15 protein-coding genes and 1 pseudogene are annotated in these 21,184 nt (G+C 44.1%); 4 read left to right on the top strand and 12 right to left on the bottom strand.

Annotated elements, in window-relative coordinates; all coding sequences use genetic code 11:
* Nucleotides 1-23: 23 nt before the first annotated feature.
* The 6 genes and pseudogenes from MUN53_RS08400 to MUN53_RS08375 form a co-directional block, all read right to left on the bottom strand.
* Nucleotides 24-1,598 carry a hypothetical protein gene (locus tag MUN53_RS08400; RefSeq protein ID WP_243324729.1) on the bottom strand — a complete coding sequence of 525 codons (1,575 nt, stop codon included), beginning with the start codon at nt 1,596-1,598 and terminating at the stop codon, nt 24-26.
* A gap of 230 nt (nt 1,599-1,828) precedes the next feature.
* A complete protein-coding gene (locus MUN53_RS08395; RefSeq protein WP_243324727.1) occupies nt 1,829-2,977 on the bottom strand; it encodes a FimB/Mfa2 family fimbrial subunit in 1,149 nt (382 codons plus the stop codon).
* A gap of 123 nt (nt 2,978-3,100) precedes the next feature.
* The gene (locus MUN53_RS08390; RefSeq protein ID WP_243324725.1) at nt 3,101-5,137 is read right to left on the bottom strand and encodes an Mfa1 family fimbria major subunit; all 2,037 of its coding nucleotides are present in this window, start codon (nt 5,135-5,137) and stop codon (nt 3,101-3,103) included.
* A 266-nt stretch (nt 5,138-5,403) separates the two neighbouring features.
* Complete coding sequence (locus MUN53_RS08385; protein ID WP_243324722.1) at nt 5,404-5,814, bottom strand: HU family DNA-binding protein; 411 nt, start codon at nt 5,812-5,814, stop codon at nt 5,404-5,406.
* 27 nt (nt 5,815-5,841) lie between these two features.
* Complete coding sequence (locus MUN53_RS08380; protein WP_243324720.1) at nt 5,842-7,269, bottom strand: DUF3868 domain-containing protein; 1,428 nt, start codon at nt 7,267-7,269, stop codon at nt 5,842-5,844.
* Between the two features lie 12 nt (nt 7,270-7,281).
* Nucleotides 7,282-7,620, bottom strand: a pseudogene (locus MUN53_RS08375) (DUF3575 domain-containing protein); the annotation flags it as partial.
* A gap of 310 nt (nt 7,621-7,930) precedes the next feature.
* On the opposite strand from MUN53_RS08375, the gene MUN53_RS08370 reads away from it, so the two are divergent.
* The 3 genes from MUN53_RS08370 (at nt 7,931) to recQ (ending at nt 11,927) form a co-directional block, all read left to right on the top strand.
* Nucleotides 7,931-8,230 carry a DUF3575 domain-containing protein gene (locus MUN53_RS08370; RefSeq protein ID WP_262918207.1) on the top strand — a complete coding sequence of 100 codons (300 nt, stop codon included), beginning with the start codon at nt 7,931-7,933 and terminating at the stop codon, nt 8,228-8,230.
* Between the two features lie 167 nt (nt 8,231-8,397).
* Nucleotides 8,398-10,035: an ABC-F family ATP-binding cassette domain-containing protein gene (locus MUN53_RS08365; RefSeq protein ID WP_243324715.1), complete on the top strand. Its 1,638-nt coding sequence runs from the start codon at nt 8,398-8,400 to the stop codon at nt 10,033-10,035.
* A gap of 47 nt (nt 10,036-10,082) precedes the next feature.
* Nucleotides 10,083-11,927 carry a DNA helicase RecQ gene (gene recQ, locus MUN53_RS08360; RefSeq protein ID WP_243324713.1) on the top strand — a complete coding sequence of 615 codons (1,845 nt, stop codon included), beginning with the start codon at nt 10,083-10,085 and terminating at the stop codon, nt 11,925-11,927.
* 71 nt (nt 11,928-11,998) lie between these two features.
* On the opposite strand, the gene MUN53_RS08355 is transcribed toward recQ, so the two are convergent.
* From MUN53_RS08355 to MUN53_RS08330, 6 genes are all read right to left on the bottom strand, one after another.
* Nucleotides 11,999-12,892, bottom strand: a complete 894-nt coding sequence (locus tag MUN53_RS08355) for an Abi family protein (RefSeq protein ID WP_243324711.1) — start codon at nt 12,890-12,892, stop codon at nt 11,999-12,001.
* Nucleotides 12,893-13,133: 241 nt separating this feature from the next.
* Nucleotides 13,134-14,012: a carbon-nitrogen hydrolase gene (locus tag MUN53_RS08350; RefSeq protein ID WP_243324710.1), complete on the bottom strand. Its 879-nt coding sequence runs from the start codon at nt 14,010-14,012 to the stop codon at nt 13,134-13,136.
* A gap of 7 nt (nt 14,013-14,019) precedes the next feature.
* Complete coding sequence (locus MUN53_RS08345; RefSeq protein ID WP_022457011.1) at nt 14,020-15,051, bottom strand: agmatine deiminase family protein; 1,032 nt, start codon at nt 15,049-15,051, stop codon at nt 14,020-14,022.
* Between the two features lie 83 nt (nt 15,052-15,134).
* The gene (locus MUN53_RS08340) at nt 15,135-17,552 is read right to left on the bottom strand and encodes a TonB-dependent receptor (RefSeq protein WP_022457010.1); all 2,418 of its coding nucleotides are present in this window, start codon (nt 17,550-17,552) and stop codon (nt 15,135-15,137) included.
* A 36-nt stretch (nt 17,553-17,588) separates the two neighbouring features.
* A complete protein-coding gene (locus tag MUN53_RS08335) occupies nt 17,589-18,563 on the bottom strand; it encodes a M48 family metallopeptidase (protein ID WP_022457009.1) in 975 nt (324 codons plus the stop codon).
* A 3-nt stretch (nt 18,564-18,566) separates the two neighbouring features.
* Entirely contained in the window at nt 18,567-19,124 is a 558-nt protein-coding gene (locus tag MUN53_RS08330) for a LemA family protein (RefSeq protein ID WP_022457008.1), read from the bottom strand.
* A 419-nt stretch (nt 19,125-19,543) separates the two neighbouring features.
* Between MUN53_RS08330 and MUN53_RS08325 the strand changes: the two genes are divergently transcribed.
* Nucleotides 19,544-21,160 carry an ABC-F family ATP-binding cassette domain-containing protein gene (locus MUN53_RS08325; protein WP_243324709.1) on the top strand — a complete coding sequence of 539 codons (1,617 nt, stop codon included), beginning with the start codon at nt 19,544-19,546 and terminating at the stop codon, nt 21,158-21,160.
* The last annotated feature ends 24 nt before the right edge of the window (nt 21,161-21,184 follow it).

The following is a 21,184-nucleotide window of genomic DNA, read 5'->3' as shown; positions in this document are numbered from 1 at the left end:
TCGCTTCATGATTAATTGCCTCCTTACTTCGCCGGTTTACCGTTTGTTAATATTATTGTATAGGGAATAATTACACGACCTGTGCCATCACCCGCGTTCGTATAAGTAGCGACAAGCGTCAACTCAATCGTCGCCGTGCCCAAATAAGCCAGCTCCTGCGAGGTAATGACGATATTACCGGAATTATCCCCGGTTGAATTAATCGTCAATTCACTTCTCGGAGCCAAACCATCTTGAGTTGTCGCGTCGTATAATAAATCATTCGTGTTCTCGGTTAAAAAAGCTTCGGTATATTGCTCTACCTCATGCGGTGTGGTAGGTTCGTACTCCAATTTTATATTATTAAAGCCGGTTATGCCCAACGTGAAATCAATACGTAACTCTCCCGCCTTGGAAATCGAATACTGTATCGCCGGCACAAAAGGCTCTTGGGCATTATATGTAATCTCCGAAGGTGTACCTCCTATCGGCATATTCAATTCCTTGAAGCTCATCGTCAAGTCCGTAGGCAGCACCATTACCGGAATATCCAGCCAATCGTTACGACGCATGAAACTGAATCCCAAATCCTTCTCGCTATCATCCTTTCCAACGATATTCATGGTTAATTTCATGACCGGATTGGAACCCTGCTGCTCGCTCCGGGTCTCAAACTCGTAGAAAGTAAACCGCTCGCTCTTTTGCCCCGCGGTAATTGTCTTAGCCTCCTCATATTTAAGTTCATGTGTTTTAGCGTTATTTGTTTCATCCGGCAATTTCGGTTGATAGCTTTCCTCGTTTTGTGTCAAATCGTTTAATGTGATATTTCCGGACTTATAAGGTACCAAGAATATATCACCCCGACGGAAGTTCCCCATCGTGATGCCACTTAATTCCAAATCACCTTGTGTCTGGTTATCGATCGTGAGCGTAACTTTCCCCAACATACGGAAAAGCGTGATATCCATCTGGTCATCGCTTTCTAATACTTTCGTTTCTCCATAACTACTCATCGGAATATAGACCTCGTCCTCCGGATTGTATAGATTGGGATCATCGCCCAAGGAAACCGTCAGTGCCTCCAACGCGCTTGGAGTAAGCGTACCATTATCACCTGTCAATATTTTATTGATTAAATCAGTACCCGCATTAGTTCCTCCCGTTGTTATCTTATCTAAGCTACTAAGGTTTGCGAAAGCGTAAAAGGTATAATTACCAGCCGGAAGCTCCACGGTAGCCTCGCCTACCTTCGTGGCATTGTTCGCATGCTCCGTGCCCGAATTGTCGAGCGTTATATCTTCCTTCACATTTTGAATGCCGGCGGAAAGGCTCGATACGAACGCGTTATCCCGAAAAATCGCCACGACGCAATCTTTTATGTGACGCTCGAAGGCTCCCAATTCCGCGTCTTCCGTATCAGTAGCCCAATCGGGATTCGCCTTCGTCACCGCCCCCCGAGCCGATGGATTCAGCGAGAGCGTTACCGTATACAGCTTCCCTTCCTCCTCGCCGGGGCCTCCTCCTTCGTCGTCGGAGCAGGCGGGAAGGACGGACAGCGCGAGCAGCAGCGCCGAGGCCACCGCCGCCATGTGTTTGTATGTATCTTTCAATCGGTTCATATTCTATCTATTTAAATTGATAATTGATAATTGACAATTGACAATTGGCCTTTCAAATTGATAATTGACTTTTCAAATTGACGATTGACAATTGACAATTGACGATTGCCTTCGGGAGCGCTTAATTGTCAATTGTCAATCGTTAATTGTCAATTTAACACACCCCCTGCCCCCTCTCAAGAGGGGAATTAGGAATTGTCAATTGTCAATCGTTAATTGTCAATTGATATTCATAGTTCCCCCTCGTTCAGGCGGATTACCCAGTCTTTTACCTGTATCTTGTAGCACGCGTAGCCCACGACAGGATGTGGTGGATCCGGGATCTCAGGATCGGGATCTTCTGGGTCGGGATCCTCAGGATCAGGGTCTTCTGGATCAGGGTCCTCGGGATCAGGGTCTTCTGGATCAGGATCTTCCGGATCCTCAGGATCCGGATCTGGATCCGGGCAATCCGGACAGATGATCGGGGTCAGGAAGAAGACGATCGAGTACTCGTCTTGGCGGTCGAGGTACTCTTGGGCGGATATGTCGTGCCCTTCCATCTGCGTCAGGAGCAGGTAGTTGCAGAGGTTGACGTTGAGCACGTCCTCCTCCCAGCCCTTATGACGCACGATAAGGCGGTAGTTTTGCTTGTCCATCAGGCGCATGGTGTTCAGCTCGGCCACGGCCACATATTGGTTCGCCGGCTTGCCGTTGATCGTATCGCCACCGGCGATGTCGATGCTCTTGGCGTAGTAAGGCGTATAGGTGATGGCAGGATCGTCGAGCAACTGGTTGTCGTAGTCCATGTAGCCGTTGTCTGCCACGATCTGGAAGGTAAAATCTTTCACGTCCATGCTGTAGCCTTCCGTATCCTGCAGCACGACGCGTAGTTTGTTGGTATTCTTGGCCAACGAAATCTCTTTCTCTTCATGCACAGCCCCAGTAATAACCAGCGTATCCAACGCATGCCAAAGCGGTTCGAGTTCGTTGGGTTGTGTCGCATCCGACTCTCTCAAGGTTTTCACGCGAATATCTTTTATCGTAGAGGTACCCGGCGTCAGTTCGGGCCACTCGTAAGAGCCTTTGTCCAGCCCTGCCCAAGTCAGGAGGTAGTACGTGCCCGGTTCCAAATCCATCCGGATGTTATTCGCTTTCAGTTCATCGCCTTCAATATCCCGCCGCATCAAAAAATTACCCTTGTCGTCGCAGATAAACAAAGCGGCTTTATTCACTTCATGCTGGAAGGCGTCGGCGTATTTCATATTGTAATCGTACACGAAGCGCAGGCGATACTCGCAAAGGGGCAGCGAGTCGTCGTGAATATAATCGCACGCGGCCAGACCCAGCAGGGCCAACGCGCCGATCGATCTGGTGATGTTATTAAAATATCTCTTCATATCGGTATTAAATAGACTTGTTTTCTGCCAATGACAAATAGGATTGGTTGGTAGTTATCCCCTCGCCCAACCAACGGGGCGAGGGGATCAATGATTATTGAAACAACTAGATTACCTCCTTACTTAGAGGATGATGCCGCTGTTGGAGCGGACTACCCAGTTCTTGACGTAAATCTCGACGTTAAAGTAGTACTTATCCTCCTCGTCATCCTTACTTGGATCCGGCTTTTCAGCTCCAGAAAGCCCAAGGCCACTGATACCCGTTACAGTCATGTCATAGATGTTGTTACGCACGATAGCGAACTCCATGACAGACATCTTTGTTGGGATGTTGTTGCTGGCATGACGGATCCAATACGGATAGTAGCATACACCTCCATCATAAGGCAGAACTACCGCATTGATTTTACCCTTTCTTTCATCAGTCAAGAAATCGTTACCGTCAATAGCGTCATTCGCATCAAATAGCTTATTTTCAGCAAAATTCGCATCACTGCTATCATATTTACCATCTTTATCCGTATCATACTTCTCTTTCAAGTAATCTATATATCCAAACGGATCAGAGAATTCGGCCAGCAGATGGTTGAAGAAATCAGCCACCTTGATGTTTTCAATGTTTGTATCTGTGAAGTCGGTGTAGCTGTAGATCGTCACGTCAGCTTGACCGTCCAACGGTTCCTGCTGTGTCCAAACGAACTCATTGAAGATAGCCTCATAGTCCTTGTAGACGTTTCCTTCGTAAACATAGAACTTGAAATCAGTCGGAACCACAGTAGAACTACCTATATCGTCATAACCTGTTCCTTCCTCATCGCCATTATAGTCAATATCATCAGCCTCAACTTTTCCGATTGTCGTACCGGAAACAATTGTTTTAGTAACCGCCCATTTCTTAGGGAAGTAAGTTGCCTTAAAGAGTGCCCCGGTAGAATAGCCGTTCTTCTGCATCTTTAAAGAGGTAGTATTCTCCTGCGTGTATGCCAGATGCAAGGGGAATGTAGCATCGTTGTTTGAAGACAAATCCACTACACCACTGAAATCGTTCCACATTTTGGCATAATTTTCACCGTCAAAATCGTTGTCATAGCTCAATGTAGCATCTGTTGAAGGCGAAGTCAAGTTTGCGCCTTCCAATCCGTCTCTATCAGCCAAATTAGATTCATTAGGCGTGATATTCTCTTTAGCTCTTGTCCATGGGTCAATCACGTAGTTCAGGGCAATTCCTTCATTGCCAGCTAACTCATTGCCCAATAACAAATCATTAGTTGCGTCTGCCGGCAGATCCGAATAACCATCAGTCAACTGTGAAGTCACCCGCTTCAGCAAATAAGTACCGCTGGTCAGCTTGTTGACGATAGCCACCTGATTCAGACGGACCTTGGCTTCTGTTTCTTCTCCTTTGTTAACTGTATAAATAAAGTCGGTGATATCATCAGCCTCATTAATGCGTATCTTGGCGGCCAAACGCTCAACATGAACCGAAGCGGTCGGAGCGTTCGTAGCATTCGTACCCGCTTTTAATGTTACCTTATCAAAGATTGAGACCGGACCACTATAAGTATCATTATGAGTCGACATTACGAAACCATTGGTCTTGTTCCACGCATTAACCTGAAGGAAGTTGGCCAACTCTGCTCCTGTATTAATATCATCCGCTTTGATGCGGTCACACAATACATTGCTTCCACCAAGGTTGGTCACAGCAATAATACCATAAGTCTTGCCATCAAAAGAATTTGCCTGTTCTGGATCGGTCACAGTAATAGTTACCGTCGCCGTCGTGCGGCTGTGCCATATTTCATTACTGGTTTCCATCTGAGCTATACCATCTTTATAACCTGCGGCAACCAGCTTACTCTCTTTATTAAAGGAGGTTACGACATCATCCCCGTCTGCTTTATTTTTATACAGGATCACTGTCACATCGTTCACCTTATATTCGCTTACATCACCAATTTCCCCAAGAGGATTATCTCCTTCTTCACCTCCGGTAGCCTTTGTTGTTGGAGTCGAACTGATTGTCACCTTCATATAGGTAGTCGGTCCATTCAGTTCATTTCCTTCATTGTTGTCCAGCCCGTCTTCCACGTCGTCTGAACACGACACCGCCACGCAAGCGAAGGCGAGTGCCCATAATGTACTTTTAAAATTCATCATAATCATTATTTAGTTTAGTTATATTTCTTCATTCTTCATCCGGGGCTTTTTCCCGGTCCCTAGCAGACGTGTTCCGAAATCAGCCGGTGACCACCTTCCCCATCAGCGGGTGATGTCGAGCAAGGACAGCGGGTGATCCGGTTCCCCATCAGCGGCTGTCCTCCTTTGGGATCAGCGCTGATCTCGGAGGAGAACAGCGCTGGTCTTGCCAGAGACCACGGCTGATCTGCCAGCAGGTCAACCCATGCCCGGCGCACGGACAGCCTTCATCCGCCTGCCTCTTCCGTTTTGATGCGGTCGAAAGTAGCTTTTGAACGGATTTCCTGGATGGATTTTCCCGCCGTATAAACCACCTTCATCGGGCGCATCATCGTAGCAGCATCATACTCTTCCGGTGTAGTCGCACCCGAACTGCTCAGTGCCACCCGAAACGAACCCAAGTCGCCCAGATTAACGCTTCGCCCTGCCTTCAGGTTGGTCGAAATGATATAAGCCAACCGGTCCAGACACGCCTTCACATCCGCCCGGGTCAGTGCCGTCTGTTCGGCCACCGCTTCGCACACCTCGTCAAAGGTGATATTACCATTATTCAATAACTGGGGGTAATAGAGCTTGGCATCCTCAAGCGCCCCTTTCGAAAAGTCCTTCCGTGGAACTAATTTGTACCGTATTCCCATAAAGCATTTCGTTTTAAAGTTCGACATCTATTGTTGCCCGTCAATCTGACGGATATTTTCTTCGGCCTGAGTCGTCACAGCCGGTTCATGCCGGAGTTTTTCCAAGAGAGCTTTTGCCTCGGCCAGCTTCCCTTCCAACATCAGGATGGAAGCCTCGGCCAGTTGCTTTTCGGGGCAGTCGTTCGCCTTGGCCAGGTAGCGTTTCGCCTTGTCGAGCTGGCGGGTATTCACCGCACTGATCGCCGCATTCAGGTTAGAAACCGGATCGTTCGGGTACATGCGTACCGCCACTTCAAACACTTCGTTGAACGGTTCGCTGCCCGCCTCATACGTTTCGGCCACCAGGAACATCTCGTTCAAACTCAACTTCGAAGGATCAGACTGGATGATCTGTTTCGCCTCGTCCACCGTAAAGTTGCGAATATTATAATTTACCCGATAATCAGAGTGGCGTAAGGCAGGATATACATCACGCGACAAAACCTTATAAGAAGTACCCCCATTTAGCGTTTTCAACTTCCATTCGCGGGCATCCCAATCCGCCGGTTCGTCGGCACGGATGATGGCCAGCAATTCTTCCTTATCCGGCAAGTTGCCTTTTTCTACAGCCGCTTCCAGGCCTTCCCAGTCTTCCGGTTCAAAATCGACTGTCAGTTCCACGCCCGAGAGGTCGTAGTGTTCTTTTACATAATTCAATAAAGCCTTGGCGCGGTTTTCAGCCAAATAAGCATTTCCCTTATACGTACCTTCGGGAGAAGCATATCCTTTGATCGACAAGCTGGTAATCGTCGCATACGGATCGTTCTTCACCTCCTCGACGGTCTGTTGGATCTTCTTTAATTCGGCAGAGTTGTTACGATAGTCGGGATTGATAGTAATCTGGTTTACCGGGAAATCGAGGTAAGCACTACCGTCCAGATGACGGGCTTTTACCTCTTCGGGAGCCGGTTTCACATAGACCAGCATCGGGTCGATAACAACCGGTTCGGCAAAATTCAGGGCAAACAATTTATCCCGGTTTTGCGACAAGGCTTTCCAACCGCAGCCGCAGTCGTCCATTACCAACGTCACATCCGCCTTCTCCATCCAGTCGGCATACGGTGTACGGGCCAGATAATCTACCTGCTGTTCGGTATCATTATAGCGTCTAATTTCCAATTCCTTCTTACCTGTCCGTTCCATGCGTTCATACAAGATGTGACGGACTTTCCCGTTGATAATGATCGGAGCCAACGCCCGGACGCTGTCGCCACTTTCGACCAATGGCGTACAAACCAACGACTGGTTGCGCGAGATCTGCATCGAACTGATATCGGCCTTCATCGTAATGACCAAGTCCTCTCCTACACGTTCAGCGTTCTTTTCCTTCACTAAAAAAGTACCTTCCTCAGGATTTTGGGCATACAAGAATGACGTACACCCCAACATATAGAATAATGTATAGAGCTTTTTCATACCTTCACGTTTTTAAAATAAATAAATCGCACTGACAGCTGCCTGAGTAGGACCTACATAATGTTTCTTGACAGTCTCAATCTTAGTTCCGCAATTTGCACACGGATATTTGTCTGATTCCAGATACAAATAACCGACACCTAAAGTGGCTTCAATATTCCAATGCTTGCCTAAAACCCAGCTATATCCATAACTGATGCCGGCACCTGTTCCCCAGCCCTGATGGCGTTCATTCTCAGTACCCAACCATTTAATGTCCGATACATTATAGATCAGATACGGCACATGTAATCCCAAGAAATGCCCATGAAATGTCTCACAAAACCAATAGCGCAGTTCGGGATGAACTGACTTGATTTTAATCAAAAAAAATCACTTTTAAATTTGCTTTATAAAATTAAAAGTCATATGTTTGTAGCATGAAATGACAAATAATAATACTTATGATGAAGTGAGAGTAAAGTAGGTGGCTAATGAACAGTTTATAGAGTTAAATGTCGATTGCTAAACTAATACTCCATTGTTTTTGTGGGTGTATCAAAAATAGTTATTGATACAAGAATTTTCCCTGATGAATTTTGTATTACGTACAAGAAAGACCAAGAACAAGATTATTATTTGATAAGATTTTATAAACGGAAACAAAGATAAAACTAAGGTTATGATAAAGCGATTGTTATTTACATGCCTTTTATGTGCTATTTCTTTTACTGTCATGGCACAAACAGATCTCCAAAAGGAGAAAGGGGCTATTGTGGGTATTAAGACCAATGCATTGTATTGGGGTACTGTGACTCCAAACTTGGGGTTGGAATTTCGCCTTGCCAGACATTGGAGCCTGGATGTGGAAGCCGGATTGAATCCTTTTACAGGTAAAAAAGATGATGGCAGTTTTGGAAAATCCATTAAACATTTCAGAGTTCATCCCGAACTAAGTTTTAAAGATTATAAACACCAATAAAACAATTATTTAATTAAATCTATAAAGAAAATAAGCACTCATTCATATATATATTTGTTTTTCCCAAGGACCAAAAGCAAAATCTTCTAACTTTTCCTACATATCCCTCAATTGTTAATTCTTAATCGCTATCTTTGCAAACTCATTACGATACATCAAAATAATTTATGATTTCTATAGACGGATTGACAGTTGAATTTGGAGGAAGTACACTTTTCCAGGACATATCTTTTGTAATTAATGAAAAAGACCGGATTGCCCTGATGGGAAAAAACGGAGCCGGCAAATCAACCTTGCTGAAAATCCTAGCAGGTGTTCGCGAACCAACTCGTGGAAAAGTTTCTGCACCGAAAGATACGGTTATTGCCTATTTGCCTCAACATCTGATGACAGAAGACGGACGTACCGTTTTCGAAGAAACAGCACAGGCTTTTGCGCATCTGCATGAAATGGAAGCAGAAATTAATGCGATCAACCATCAACTCGAAACCCGTACCGACTACGAATCGGATGAATATATGCAACTGATTGAACGGGTTTCTGCCTTGAGTGAGAAATTTTATTCGATCGAAGAAATCAATTATGATGCCGACATTGAAAAGACGTTGTTAGGTTTGGGCTTTGAGCGGGAAGATTTTAATCGCCAGACCAGCGAATTCAGTGGCGGCTGGCGAATGCGTATCGAGCTGGCCAAGTTACTGCTTCAAAAGCCGGATGTCTTATTGCTCGACGAGCCGACCAACCATCTGGATATCGAATCTATTCAATGGCTGGAAGACTTTTTGATTGAAAGCGGACAAGCGGTGGTTGTGATCAGTCACGACCGTGCTTTTGTCGATCATATTACCACACGTACCATTGAAGTGACAATGGGACGTATCTATGATTATAAGGTAAATTATTCCCAATACCTGCAACTGCGGAAAGAACGTCGCGAGCAACAACAAAAGGCCTACGACGAGCAGCAGAAGTTTATTGCAGAAACGAAAGAATTCATCGAACGGTTTAAAGGGACTTATTCCAAGACCCTGCAAGTACAAAGCCGGGTAAAGATGCTGGAAAAACTGGAATTGCTGGAAGTGGACGAAGAAGATACATCGGCTTTACGATTGAAGTTTCCGCCTTCACCACGTTCGGGTTCATATCCGGTCATTTTGGAAGATGTCTCGAAGAGCTACGGCGACAAGACTGTTTTCCGTCATGCCAACCTGACCATCGAACGTGGTGACAAGATCGCTTTCGTGGGACGTAACGGAGAAGGAAAATCAACCTTGGTAAAATGTATCATGAAGGAAATCGAACACGAAGGGAAACTGACCATCGGGCATAATGTCATGATTGGTTATTTTGCCCAAAATCAGGCATCCCTGCTCGATGAAAACCTGACGGTATTCCAGACGATTGATGATGTGGCCAAAGGTGATATCCGAAATAAGATCAAAGACTTGCTGGGCGCCTTTATGTTCGGAGGAGAGAACTCAGCGAAAAAGGTAAAGGTTTTGTCGGGTGGTGAACGTACCCGTCTGGCCATGATCAAACTGTTGCTTGAACCTGTCAATTTACTGATTCTTGACGAGCCGACCAACCATTTGGACATGAAGACAAAAGACATCCTGAAACAGGCGTTGCTTGATTTTGACGGAACATTGATTGTCGTATCACACGACCGTGACTTCCTGGATGGTCTGGTAACGAAAGTCTATGAATTCGGCCATCAACGTGTAACAGAACATTTGGAAGGTATTTATGAATTCATGCAACGGAAGAAGATGGAGAATCTGCGTGAGCTGGAAAGAAAGAACTAAACCTTTCCAGCCATGATAACCAATCATTATAAAAACAAGAAACCTGTATGAAAGAATTACAGCAATTGCTCAAGAAGTTTTTCGGATATTCCGAGTTTCGTCCGTTACAGGCCGAAATCATCCAACATATCTTGCAAAAGAAAGATGCGTTGGTTTTAATGCCTACGGGTGGTGGTAAATCAATTTGCTATCAGCTGCCTGCTATTTACCTGCCGGGTATTACATTAGTCATCTCTCCGCTGATTGCCCTGATGAAAGATCAGGTGGAGGGATTGATAGCGAATGGTATTCCGGCAGCATCATTAAATAGTATGATGAGTGACAGCGAGCAGCAGCAAGTCAAACAGCTTTGTATCCAAGGGAAGATCAAGTTACTTTATATCTCGCCCGAACGGGTAAAGGCTGAAGCCGACTGGTTCTTGCCTCGCCTGGATATATCGTTGATAGCCATTGACGAAGCTCATTGTGTATCACACTGGGGACATGATTTCCGTCCGGAATATACGCAACTGGCTATTCTGAAAGAACGTTTTTCCAACGTTCCGGTCATTGCGTTGACTGCTACCGCCGACAAAGTGACCCGAACAGATATTATCGAGCAACTCAGACTCAATAATCCTCAAGTATTTATTTCGTCTTTCGACCGGCCGAATCTATCGCTGACGGTCCGCCGAGGATTGAACAAGAAAGAGAAGATCAAATCTATTGTCCACTTTATACGCCAACATCGTGACCAATGTGGGATTATCTACTGCATGAAACGGAGTGACACAGAGATGCTGGTAGAAGAACTGTCATTGTTCCAAATCAAGGCAACCGCCTATCATGCGGGATTATCTCCACAAAAAAGGGAACAGGCTCAGAATGATTTCATCCACGACCGGGTAGATGTTGTCTGTGCAACGGTAGCCTTCGGAATGGGAATTGATAAAAGCAATATCCGCTGGGTAATCCATTTCAATATGCCGGGAAGCATTGAGAACTATTATCAGGAAATTGGCCGTGCCGGACGAGATGGAGCCAAGAGTGATACGTTGTTGTTCTATTCCATGAGCGATTTAATTGTCCTCCGCCAATTTGCAGAAGAAAGCGGACAAGTAGAAGTTAATCTGGAGAAGCTCAACCGAATGCAGCGGTATTGCGAAACAGATGTTTGTCGCCGTCGAATCCTGCTCAGCTACTTTGGAGAAGAGGTGGAAAAGGATTGTGGAAACTGCGACGTATGCAAAAACCCACCTCTACGTTTCGACGGAAGTATTTTAGTGCAAAAAGCGCTCAGTGCCGTAGTTCGTACCAATCAGCAAATCGGGGTTGAAATGCTGATTCATATCCTGCGTGGAGCAGTCCGAACAGAACTGATAGAAAAAGGATTTCACCATATTAAAACGTACGGAGCCGGTCGTGACCTTTCGTATATGGAATGGAAAGAATACATTTATCAGATGATTCAGTTAGGTTTTCTGGAAATTGATTATGCCCATGCCAACCGATTGAAGGTTACAGCTCTTGGCACAAAGGTGTTGTATGGGAAGGCTACGGCCCAGCTAGCCAAATATATTCCACCGGAGCCTGAGAAAAAGAAAGCGAAGACTGGTTCTGAGAAAAAAGGATTCAAAGCTCAGCCAATCCGTCCAATCGAGTCGGAGTCTGTGGATGAAATTCTATGGGATGCATTAAAACAACTTCGCAAACAACTGGCCGACCGAGAATCGCGTCCGGCATACCATATCTTTACGGATGATTCACTCGAAGACATGGTTGCTCAAAAACCGATCACACTGGGAGATTTCAATCTTATCCGTGGTGTAGGACAAATCAAGTTGGAAAAGTATGGCCGGGTATTTGTTTCTCTTATCCGTTTCGTACTGAAATTGCCGAAGTTAGAGGGATAAAGCTAGCCAAACGAAATACGATAAGTTGCATATAGATGATGCATTGGGTATAAATATCAAGAGACAAATATTTATACCCACAAAGGTTCTCTTTCCCAACCAAGAGGAAAGCCCATAGCTTTCAAATCTATCTGAGGAAACCTAACGAATAAATTATTCAATTTAGCTTTTAAGTCATTGTTAGGAGATATTATATTCATAAAATATTTAATCATGCAGATATTAAAATAAATTCTATTCTTAGCAACTGGCATAGTAATCCAAGGGCGTATCATCTTTTTGGCATCAGCAGGAATTATAGAGTTAACCTTGTTCCATACACGGGAATGATGACAACAGGCATTTCGTGTAAGTGCAATTGTTGTCATCCAAGACTCTAAAGCCTGCGGTTGTAAATAAAACCTTTTAGAGATCTGCTTTCTAATGCGCTGATCCATAAGATTCCTATATAATTGAATAGTTATACCAAATGGAATTATTTCAGACAACATCCAAGCTGGGGCAAAAGGATCTAGGTATTTACATTTGAAATGTTTGATAAAATCTTCAGTAGACTTATTGTATTCTGCCTCTATAAGAAAATAAGTTTTACTGTAAACAATTTGACTTTTAAAATACTTCGAATTTGTCATCCAAAAGATATCACCTGTCATTTGCGAAGTTATATTAGCTACAGCTTCTTTAAATGCTATTTCAATCTTCTCAATTTCATTGAACAGCAGTACTCTTAATTTTTTATCAAAGCGATATAAATCTAATATATTATCAAACGAAACTTCTTTTTTGAAAATGTGATTTGTCTTGGGCATTGACAAATACGGATACATATATGCACTCAATCTATAATATCCGATATTGATTATATATGCTTCAGCACGTTGCTCATTATCAATTACCAGCCCTCTTGATTTAAGACGCTGTACAAGTTCTCTTGGAGAAGAATATCTTTTCGTAAAAATTTCCATAGTTCTTTATAAGAAAAAGCCTCACCTATTTGAGCATTGCTAAGAGGCTTGGCGAGGACTAACGGCACAAATATAATGCTTATTTCTTATGCTACAAACTCATTTACAAATAATCTTTCAGAAAAGTAGCACAGATAAATTAAGACAAGCTTATAAAAACGACGGAACAAACAATATCCATTGTCTATTCCGCCACTATTCGTTTCTATAAAAAGAAAGGATATTCTTTCTCTCGAGGTATTTACTTAACCAAAAAGCGCTTTGTCAGTCCATCAAAAGCATCAATCCGACGATCCCGGAAGAAAGGCCACCAGCGACGTACATTTTCACTTCGGTTTTTATCCACCTCTACAACACGTACTTCTTCCTGTTCATTCGTAAATTCTGCCAATAATTCACCCTGTGGTCCGGCAACGAAACTGTTTCCCCAGAACTGAATTCCATTGGTTTGTCCGGAAGGATCCGGTTCATGTCCCGTTCGGTTTACAGTAATAACCGGAAGTCCGTTCGCTACTGCATGGCCACGTTGTACGGTAATCCAGGCATTCAGCTGTCTCTTCTTTTCTTCCTCCGTATCTGTGCTCTCCCAGCCAATTGCTGTCGGATAAATTAACATTTCGGCACCACGCATGGCCATCAGTCGGGCAGCTTCAGGATACCATTGATCCCAACAAACCAAAACGCCCAACCGACCTACGGATGTATCAATTGGCTCAAAACCTAAATCACCCGGCGTAAAATAGAATTTCTCGTAATAAGCCGGATCATCCGGAATATGCATCTTCCGATATTTTCCTGCAATGCTTCCATCCTTCTCCAACACAACAGCCGTATTATGATACAAACCCGGAGCGCGACGTTCGAACAACGACAAAACCAAAACTATTCCTAATTCTTTTGCCAGTTTTCCGAATGTTTCTGTTGAAGGACCAGGTATCGATTCTGCCTGATTGAATATTTCTGTATTTTCCGTTTGACAGAAATAAAGTCCGTTATGCAATTCCTGCAACACGACTAATTCGGCACCCATGGCAGCCGCTTTCCGGATATTATCCTGCAATTTCTGAATATTAGCCGGAATATCTGCCGTATTCTTCTGTTGTACTAATCCTACCTTCATATTCTTTTTATTCAATAAAACCTTCCGGATACTGCATGGTTACGCAATGCAACGATCCATGTTGCTTAATTAACGACAAACAATTGATTCCTACAATTTCCCGATCGGGGAAAGCTTCTTGCAAAGCTTTACGTGCAATTTCATCCTTCGGCGAATTGTAGAATGGAAGCAATACCGCCCCGTTTATGATCAGGAAGTTGGCATACGTTGCCGGCAAGCGTTCGCCTTCCCAAATAACCTCATCTGCCATCGGCAACGCTATCAGTTTATAGGGTTCACCGTTAAGTTGACGAAAAGCTTTGATTTCTTCCTCCATGGCTTGCAATTCATCATAATGTACATCAGATTCATCTGTACACTGAACATACGCAATCGTATCTTCCTTGCAGAAGCGGGCCAATGTATCCACATGACTATCGGTATCATCGCCCACCAGAAATCCATTCTCTATCCACAATATACGGGAAAGTCCGAAAATATCTTTCAAATGATTCTCTATTTCTTCCCGCTGCATGTATTCATTTCGGTTCAACGACAACAAACATTCGGCGGTTGTCATCAAGGTTCCTTGTCCATCCGATTCGATACTGCCACCTTCCAATACGAACGGAGCCATGTTGGCTGGTTGAATCCGATCGGCAAAAATACCTTCATGAAATAAATTCCGGGTTATCTGGTTATCTTTTCCTGCCGGGAATTTCATTCCCCAACCGTTAAAGACGAAATCATATACTGTCGGTCCGAACGTATCGAACACAGAAATTCCTCCATGATCTCTTGCCCACGTATCATTCGTCGGCATCTCTACAAAACGAACGCGCTCTTCATCTACTTCACCTAATTGATTCCGCACGTCTTCTTCACTCTGACATACAATCAGCAGTTTCTCACGCTTCATGATTTCTCGGGCAATCTCAACAAAGCAAGCCGTCACTTCATCCAGAATCGGAGCCCAATCTGTATCTTCATGCGGCCAAGTCAGTTGTACCGCACTCTGCGGATACCATTCCGCAGGAAATGTAATACCTGTCGTTTGCATATTCTATTCTTCAAATCTGATGTGCAAAGGTAAGCATTTAATCACGAAACCATTTGCTTAGCCCTTGATTTATTTCCAGAATGTCAATTTCGCGCCCCTTCAAACAATTCATTTCTATCCTCTTTTTCCTGCGAAGCCTTCGACTTGAAACTATTGAATGTATAACTGATGGTTAACAGGATTTGAGGATATCGGGGTCTGATTTTTGTAAGTAAACGCAAATCAGACGTCTGGATATCATTCACATAATAGGCTGAACGGAAAATATCTTTAAAAGCCAACGTGGCCGTCAGTCTCCGATCAAACAACTGATGCCGGACAGCCACATTGGCATACCAATACGAATCGGTTCGTCCCTGAGTCGTTACCGAAGGTCCTACAAAACTACCGTCCAATTGTAACCGGGTATATTTTCCTAATGTAAACAAGTTGTTCCAAAGGATATCATAGTTCGTACTCGATTCTTTTTTTCCTCCAGCCGACAATTCATTCTTCACCAGATAATGATATACATTTCCATTCACCGTTGTATTCCACCAACGAACCGGATGCAATGATACACTCAACTCAAGACCAGTTGAATAGTCTCGTCCCACATTGGCCATCGAATCAAGCGTGACTCCTTCGGTATAAGGAACGCGCAAGCGCTCTATTTTATCTTTACGGGAACGATGAAACAAAGTGGCCGATACCTGGTTCTCACCAAAAGCTTTCCGGTAATTCATTTCAAAAGAGTTAATATATTCCGGACGGATATCAGGATTACCTATAACTGCCGAATAAAAATCATTATACGTAATATAAGGTTCCATAAACCAAAGCTGAGGACGGGTTGTCCGGTATGAATAAGCCACTTGAAGCCGCTGTTCATGAGGCAAATTATACCCTACATGGACAGAAGGAAAAACTTCAAAACGTTTATTTGTCCGGCTGGCATCCGGTATAGAAGATGTCAGGCGTGTATATGTATGTTCTCCACGCAGACCAACCTGGGCTTCCATTTGTTTCCATGAGCCTGATAATATAGCATATACAGAATTCAATGCTTCCCTAAAGTAAAACGTATTATAGGCTTCCGGTTGTTTTTCCAACTGCCCGGTACTCGGATTCCACCAAGCCATCTCATAATCTCCATCTTCCAAGTAAGAACTATACTGATAACCGGCTTCCAACTTAGCTTTTCCAAACAAGGGTAAAGTATAATCCAAGTTTCCACGCAGTGTTTTTCTATACTCAGATTCGTAGTAACACATTCCATCCTGACGATTTCCCTGCATATCATTCAGCTCGTTCAATGAATATTCCAAGGAATTTCCACCGTATTTATAATAAAACGAAGCTTCCAACTGATGGCCTTCTTCGTTAAAACGATGTCCTAACTGAATCGTTCCTTGCCCAAAGTCTTCCGAATTCTCAAATTCGTTCCTATTCTTATATTGAGCTGATACAGGAGACTGTCCCGACACAAGCTGAGTTTCCCGATAATCCATATCTTCATCATGGGTTCGTCCGCCATGTCCGCCTTCTACCGTAATCTCTAGATCCGTCTTATCCAAATCCAATCCCCAGCCAGCTTTCAGGGAATGATTGAATCTGTTCCCAACACTCGATCCATCCGCATCCCAAGAAAAGCTATCGGCTCCATACAATGTGGTAGATTGCTTTTCCGAATGACTCCTTGTCAATTTATCCGACCATTGCCCTCCTATAAACCAATGAGAACGATTATTCTGTTGGTTCAGCAAGAAATCTCCCCGACGTGTCAGCCAGGTACTTCCCGACAAATTCACCATACCACTCAATCCCTTCAAGAAATGTTTCTTGGTAATGATATTAATGATACCAACATCACCCTCGGTATCATGTTTGGCCGAAGGCGTTGTAATAATCTCTATATTCTCAATCTGTCCGGCCGGAACCTGTTCCAAAGCCTGCGTTCCGGTAAAGATACTGGGTTTTCCATCTATATAAACCAAAAAGCCCGAACTACCCCGGAAAGTAACTTCGCCTTCGGCATCAACCCGAATAGAAGGTGTATTCTCCAAAATGTCAACAGCCGAACCGCCACTTCCCATCATATTGGAAGAAGCTTCAACCACTTTCTTATCCAGTTTATACACTAACTGACGTTTCTCAGCCACGACTTCGACTTCTGCCAAACCCGTTTCCAGAGGTTTTAACCGCACTTCACCCAAATTGATTCGTGCCTGGGCAGTAATCTGCAAAGGCTGGCTGGCATAAATATCATAGCCTACCAGACGAACCATCAGCGTATAATTCCCGTCTGAAACATCCGTAAAGCCAAATACCCCGCTCTTGTCGGGAAAGGTCTGTTTAACCGGCTGAGTTTCGCCGGTTCTGAACAAAAACACATCTGCAAAATCAATCGCGGCTCCACTTTCCGCATCGATCAAACGGCCTTTTACTTGAGGATCATCCTGTCCGGCATACGACATGACACACCACAAGCAGAAGGTCAACAACATACATAATTTATTCATGGCACTACACTCTTATAATTTCCTAGATCAGCTTACTCAAAACTGCTCGAGTATCTGAATCCGCTTTTCAATGGGCGGATGCGTTGCAAACAGACCATTCAGACTATCCAGAAAGCCCATCGCCTGTTTGCCCGGATGCTGGATAAACAACTGGGCAACATCTGCCCGATCTACGGCTTCGATATCCGGATCTGCCGAAATCTTCCGTAAAGCACTTGCCAACGCCAACGGATTCCGCGTCATCTCGGCTGCTCCAGCATCAGCCAGATATTCTCGTTTGCGGGAAATGGCAAACCGCATCAAAGTAGCAAAGAAGTAACCGATTGCAGCTACCAGCAATGCCAACAACATAATGACAATTGCCCCGTTTCCTTTCTCGTCACGCCGGCGCGGAGCCCATGATGAATAATAGACCCAACGCATACAGATTTGAGCAATCATCGCAAAGATTCCGACAAACACAATAGAAACGATCAGTAATCGGACATCATGGTTCCGGATATGCGTCAGTTCGTGCGCTATAACGCCTTCCAGTTCTTCATCATTCAACTTGTCGATAATACCTTTCGAAAGCGTCACGGTATAAGTCCGTTCGTCAATTCCACTGGCGAATGCATTCAACGAATCATCGTCTATCACATTGATCTTAGGCATCTTCATACCCTGACTCATACAAAGGTTTTCCACCAGGTTATATACCCGCTTGTTATCCTTACGTTCCAGCGGAACCGCACCCGTAGCAGAACGAATGATACTTGTATTGGCAAAATAGGCAATCAAGAACCAAATCAATACACCTCCGATGACATACGGAACAACATGCAGGAACATATCATTCGTATACAGAATGACCAGCGACATATCCGTCTGGTCGTCCGACATCGAAAGATAATGCAATAAAAAGCAGAACAGGTAAGTCAGCCCCACCACCAGGCAGGGAAACAAACAGAGCAGAAACAACGACCGCACGTTGTTCCTGCTCTGCTGTGTCTGAATTCCGACATATTTCATACGTTAAAAACTAATTTTCGGAGCTTCTTCCAGCGTAGCACGCTGTTCACCCAGATCAAACATCATTTCTTTATGGAAACCAAACATACCGGCAATCAGGTTAGACGGGAAAGTCTCGACGGCATTGTTCAATTCACGGGTAGCGGAATTGAAATAGCGGCGTACCGAAGCCAGTTTATTTTCCAAGTCTGAAATTTCTTCCTGCAACTGGATAAAGTTCTGGTTGGCCTTCAGATCCGGATAGGCTTCCAGGGTAACCTTCAAGCCCGACAAAGCGGAAGTCAGCATATTCTCTGCCTGAATCTTGTCGTCGATCGACTTGGCGGCAACGGCTCCATTGCGGGCAGCGATGACCCGGTCTAATGTTTCCTTTTCATGTGAGGCATATCCCTTGACCGTCGCAACCAGCTGCGGCACCAGATCATGCCGTTGTTTCAGCTGCACATCTATATCGGCAAAAGCATTTTCCCGATTGTTTCTTAACTTTACCAGACGGTTGTATAAAGACATTACCCAAAATAACAATAATACTACAACCGCAATTACAACAATAAGTGTCATATTCTTTTTCTCTTTTAATTAATGGCTCAAATATAGGTATTTTGATTGAATTTCATACTTTACCGCCCATTTTTCTATAAAATACCTGCCTGTATTTTTCAGAACAACCCGTATATTCTGTTACAAGACGGCAGAAAAACTTTCAGATATGCCCAGATATTCTTTAGTTCACGGCGTGAACTAAGTAATCCACGACGTGAACTACTTAATCCACGGTGTGAACTAAGTAATCCGCGGCGTGAACTAAAGAATTGATAACAGCCCTGAAAACTTTGATTACCCATATTTGTAAGAAGAGGATACCGGCTCATCAAGAAATAAAGGCGGAAAACCCGTCCGCCCACTGGTTACTTTCGTAAATTCTCCGTATCTTTGCCTAGGTTTTCTACTATATCTGATAAACTTACTCAATTAAATATATGATTACAGTAAACAATCTGGATGTACAGTTCGGCAAAAGAATCTTGTTTCAAGATGTGAATCTGAAATTTACGCCGGGCAACTGTTATGGTATTATCGGTGCTAACGGAGCCGGTAAATCTACGTTCTTGAAAGTGATAAGCGGACAATTGGACCCGACAAGAGGATCTATTTCCATGGGACCGGGCGAACGTCTGTCTGTCCTGGCACAGGATCACTTCGCTTTTGATGAATTTACCGTCATGGATACCGTATTGATGGGACATACAACCTTATGGGAAATCATGAGCGAAAAGAATGCTTTGTATGCCAAACCTGATTTCAGCGACGAAGACGGTATCCGCGTTTCAGAACTGGAAGAGAAATTTGCAGAAATAGAAGGTTGGAATGCCGAAAGCGATGCAGCAGCTCTGCTGAGTGGTTTGGGCATTGGTGAAGACCTGCATTATATGTTAATGAAAGACTTGAGTGGTAAGCAGAAAGTCCGTGTCTTGTTGGCACGTGCTTTATTCGGTCAGCCGGATAATCTGCTCCTCGACGAGCCTACCAACGATTTGGACTTGGAAACGGTTTCATGGTTGGAAAACTACCTTTCAAACTTCGAACATACCGTATTGGTAGTTAGTCACGACCGTCACTTCCTCGACTCCGTTTGTACGCATACAGTCGACATCGACTACGGAAAACTGCAATTGTTTGCCGGTAACTATAGCTTCTGGTACGAATCAAGTCAGTTAGCATTGCGTCAGCAACAGCAACAGAACAAGAAGGCGGAAGAAAAGAAGAAGGAACTGGAAGAGTTTATCCGTCGCTTTAGTGCCAATGTGGCTAAATCAAAGCAGACGACAAGCCGCAAGAAGATGTTGGAAAAACTGAACATCGAAGAAATCAAACCATCTTCACGCCGCTATCCGGGTATTTTGTTTACACCGAACCGCGAACCGGGAAATCAGATTTTGGAAGTGAAGGGATTAACCAAGAGCATCGAAGGCAAGTATCTGTTCAAGGATTTGAACTTTAATGTCGAGAAAGATGATAAGATTGTCTTCATCAGCCATGACCCGCGTGCCATGACAGCCTTGTTCCAAATCATCAACGGAGAAGAGAAACCAGATGCCGGAACTTATCAGTGGGGACAGACCATCACGACTTCTTATCTTCCGTTGGATAATACCAACTACTTCAATTCAGATTATAACCTGATCGACTGGTTATCTCAATTCTCGCCTGATACTAACGAAGTATTCCTGAAAGGTTTCTTGGGAAGAATGCTATTCTCGGGTGAAGAACTGTTGAAGAAAGTAAGTGTCTTGTCTGGAGGTGAAAAGATGCGTTGTATGATTTCGCGGATGATGTTGACGGATGCCAACTGCCTCATCCTCGATACACCGACCAACCACTTGGATTTGGAATCAATCCAAGCCTTCAACAACACCTTGAAGACATTTAAAGGAAATGTTTTGTTCGCCAGCCATGACCACGAATTCATTCAGACCGTGGCTAACCGAATCATCGAACTGACACCAAACGGAATCATCGATAAGATGATGGAATACGATGATTATATCTCTGATCCGGCCATCGCTGAATTACGGGAAAAGCTGTATAACAAATAAAATACAAACACTATAACGAGGTTA

Source organism: Parabacteroides faecalis, assembly GCF_022809355.1.
GTDB lineage: Bacteria > Bacteroidota > Bacteroidia > Bacteroidales > Tannerellaceae > Parabacteroides > Parabacteroides faecalis.
Note: the sequence above shows the minus strand (reverse complement) of the source record. Positions and strands in the feature narration are given on the sequence as shown.

What these genes read in the sequence shown, in the direction of transcription:
- MUN53_RS08335 (WP_022457009.1), bottom strand. Translation starts at nt 18,563, where the DNA reads ATGAAATATGTCGGAATTCAGACACAGCAGAGCAGGAACAACGTGCGG.
- MUN53_RS08355 (WP_243324711.1), bottom strand. Translation starts at nt 12,892, where the DNA reads ATGGAAATTTTTACGAAAAGATATTCTTCTCCAAGAGAACTTGTACAG.
- MUN53_RS08390 (WP_243324725.1), bottom strand. Translation starts at nt 5,137, where the DNA reads ATGATGAATTTTAAAAGTACATTATGGGCACTCGCCTTCGCTTGCGTG.
- MUN53_RS08350 (WP_243324710.1), bottom strand. Translation starts at nt 14,012, where the DNA reads ATGAAGGTAGGATTAGTACAACAGAAGAATACGGCAGATATTCCGGCT.
- MUN53_RS08380 (WP_243324720.1), bottom strand. Translation starts at nt 7,269, where the DNA reads ATGAAAAAGCTCTATACATTATTCTATATGTTGGGGTGTACGTCATTC.
- MUN53_RS08330 (WP_022457008.1), bottom strand. Translation starts at nt 19,124, where the DNA reads ATGACACTTATTGTTGTAATTGCGGTTGTAGTATTATTGTTATTTTGG.
- MUN53_RS08325 (WP_243324709.1), top strand. Translation starts at nt 19,544, where the DNA reads ATGATTACAGTAAACAATCTGGATGTACAGTTCGGCAAAAGAATCTTG.
- MUN53_RS08345 (WP_022457011.1), bottom strand. Translation starts at nt 15,051, where the DNA reads ATGCAAACGACAGGTATTACATTTCCTGCGGAATGGTATCCGCAGAGT.
- MUN53_RS08370 (WP_262918207.1), top strand. Translation starts at nt 7,931, where the DNA reads ATGATAAAGCGATTGTTATTTACATGCCTTTTATGTGCTATTTCTTTT.
- MUN53_RS08340 (WP_022457010.1), bottom strand. Translation starts at nt 17,552, where the DNA reads ATGAATAAATTATGTATGTTGTTGACCTTCTGCTTGTGGTGTGTCATG.
- recQ (WP_243324713.1), top strand. Translation starts at nt 10,083, where the DNA reads ATGAAAGAATTACAGCAATTGCTCAAGAAGTTTTTCGGATATTCCGAG.
- MUN53_RS08385 (WP_243324722.1), bottom strand. Translation starts at nt 5,814, where the DNA reads ATGGGAATACGGTACAAATTAGTTCCACGGAAGGACTTTTCGAAAGGG.
- MUN53_RS08365 (WP_243324715.1), top strand. Translation starts at nt 8,398, where the DNA reads ATGATTTCTATAGACGGATTGACAGTTGAATTTGGAGGAAGTACACTT.
- MUN53_RS08400 (WP_243324729.1), bottom strand. Translation starts at nt 1,598, where the DNA reads ATGAACCGATTGAAAGATACATACAAACACATGGCGGCGGTGGCCTCG.
- MUN53_RS08395 (WP_243324727.1), bottom strand. Translation starts at nt 2,977, where the DNA reads ATGAAGAGATATTTTAATAACATCACCAGATCGATCGGCGCGTTGGCC.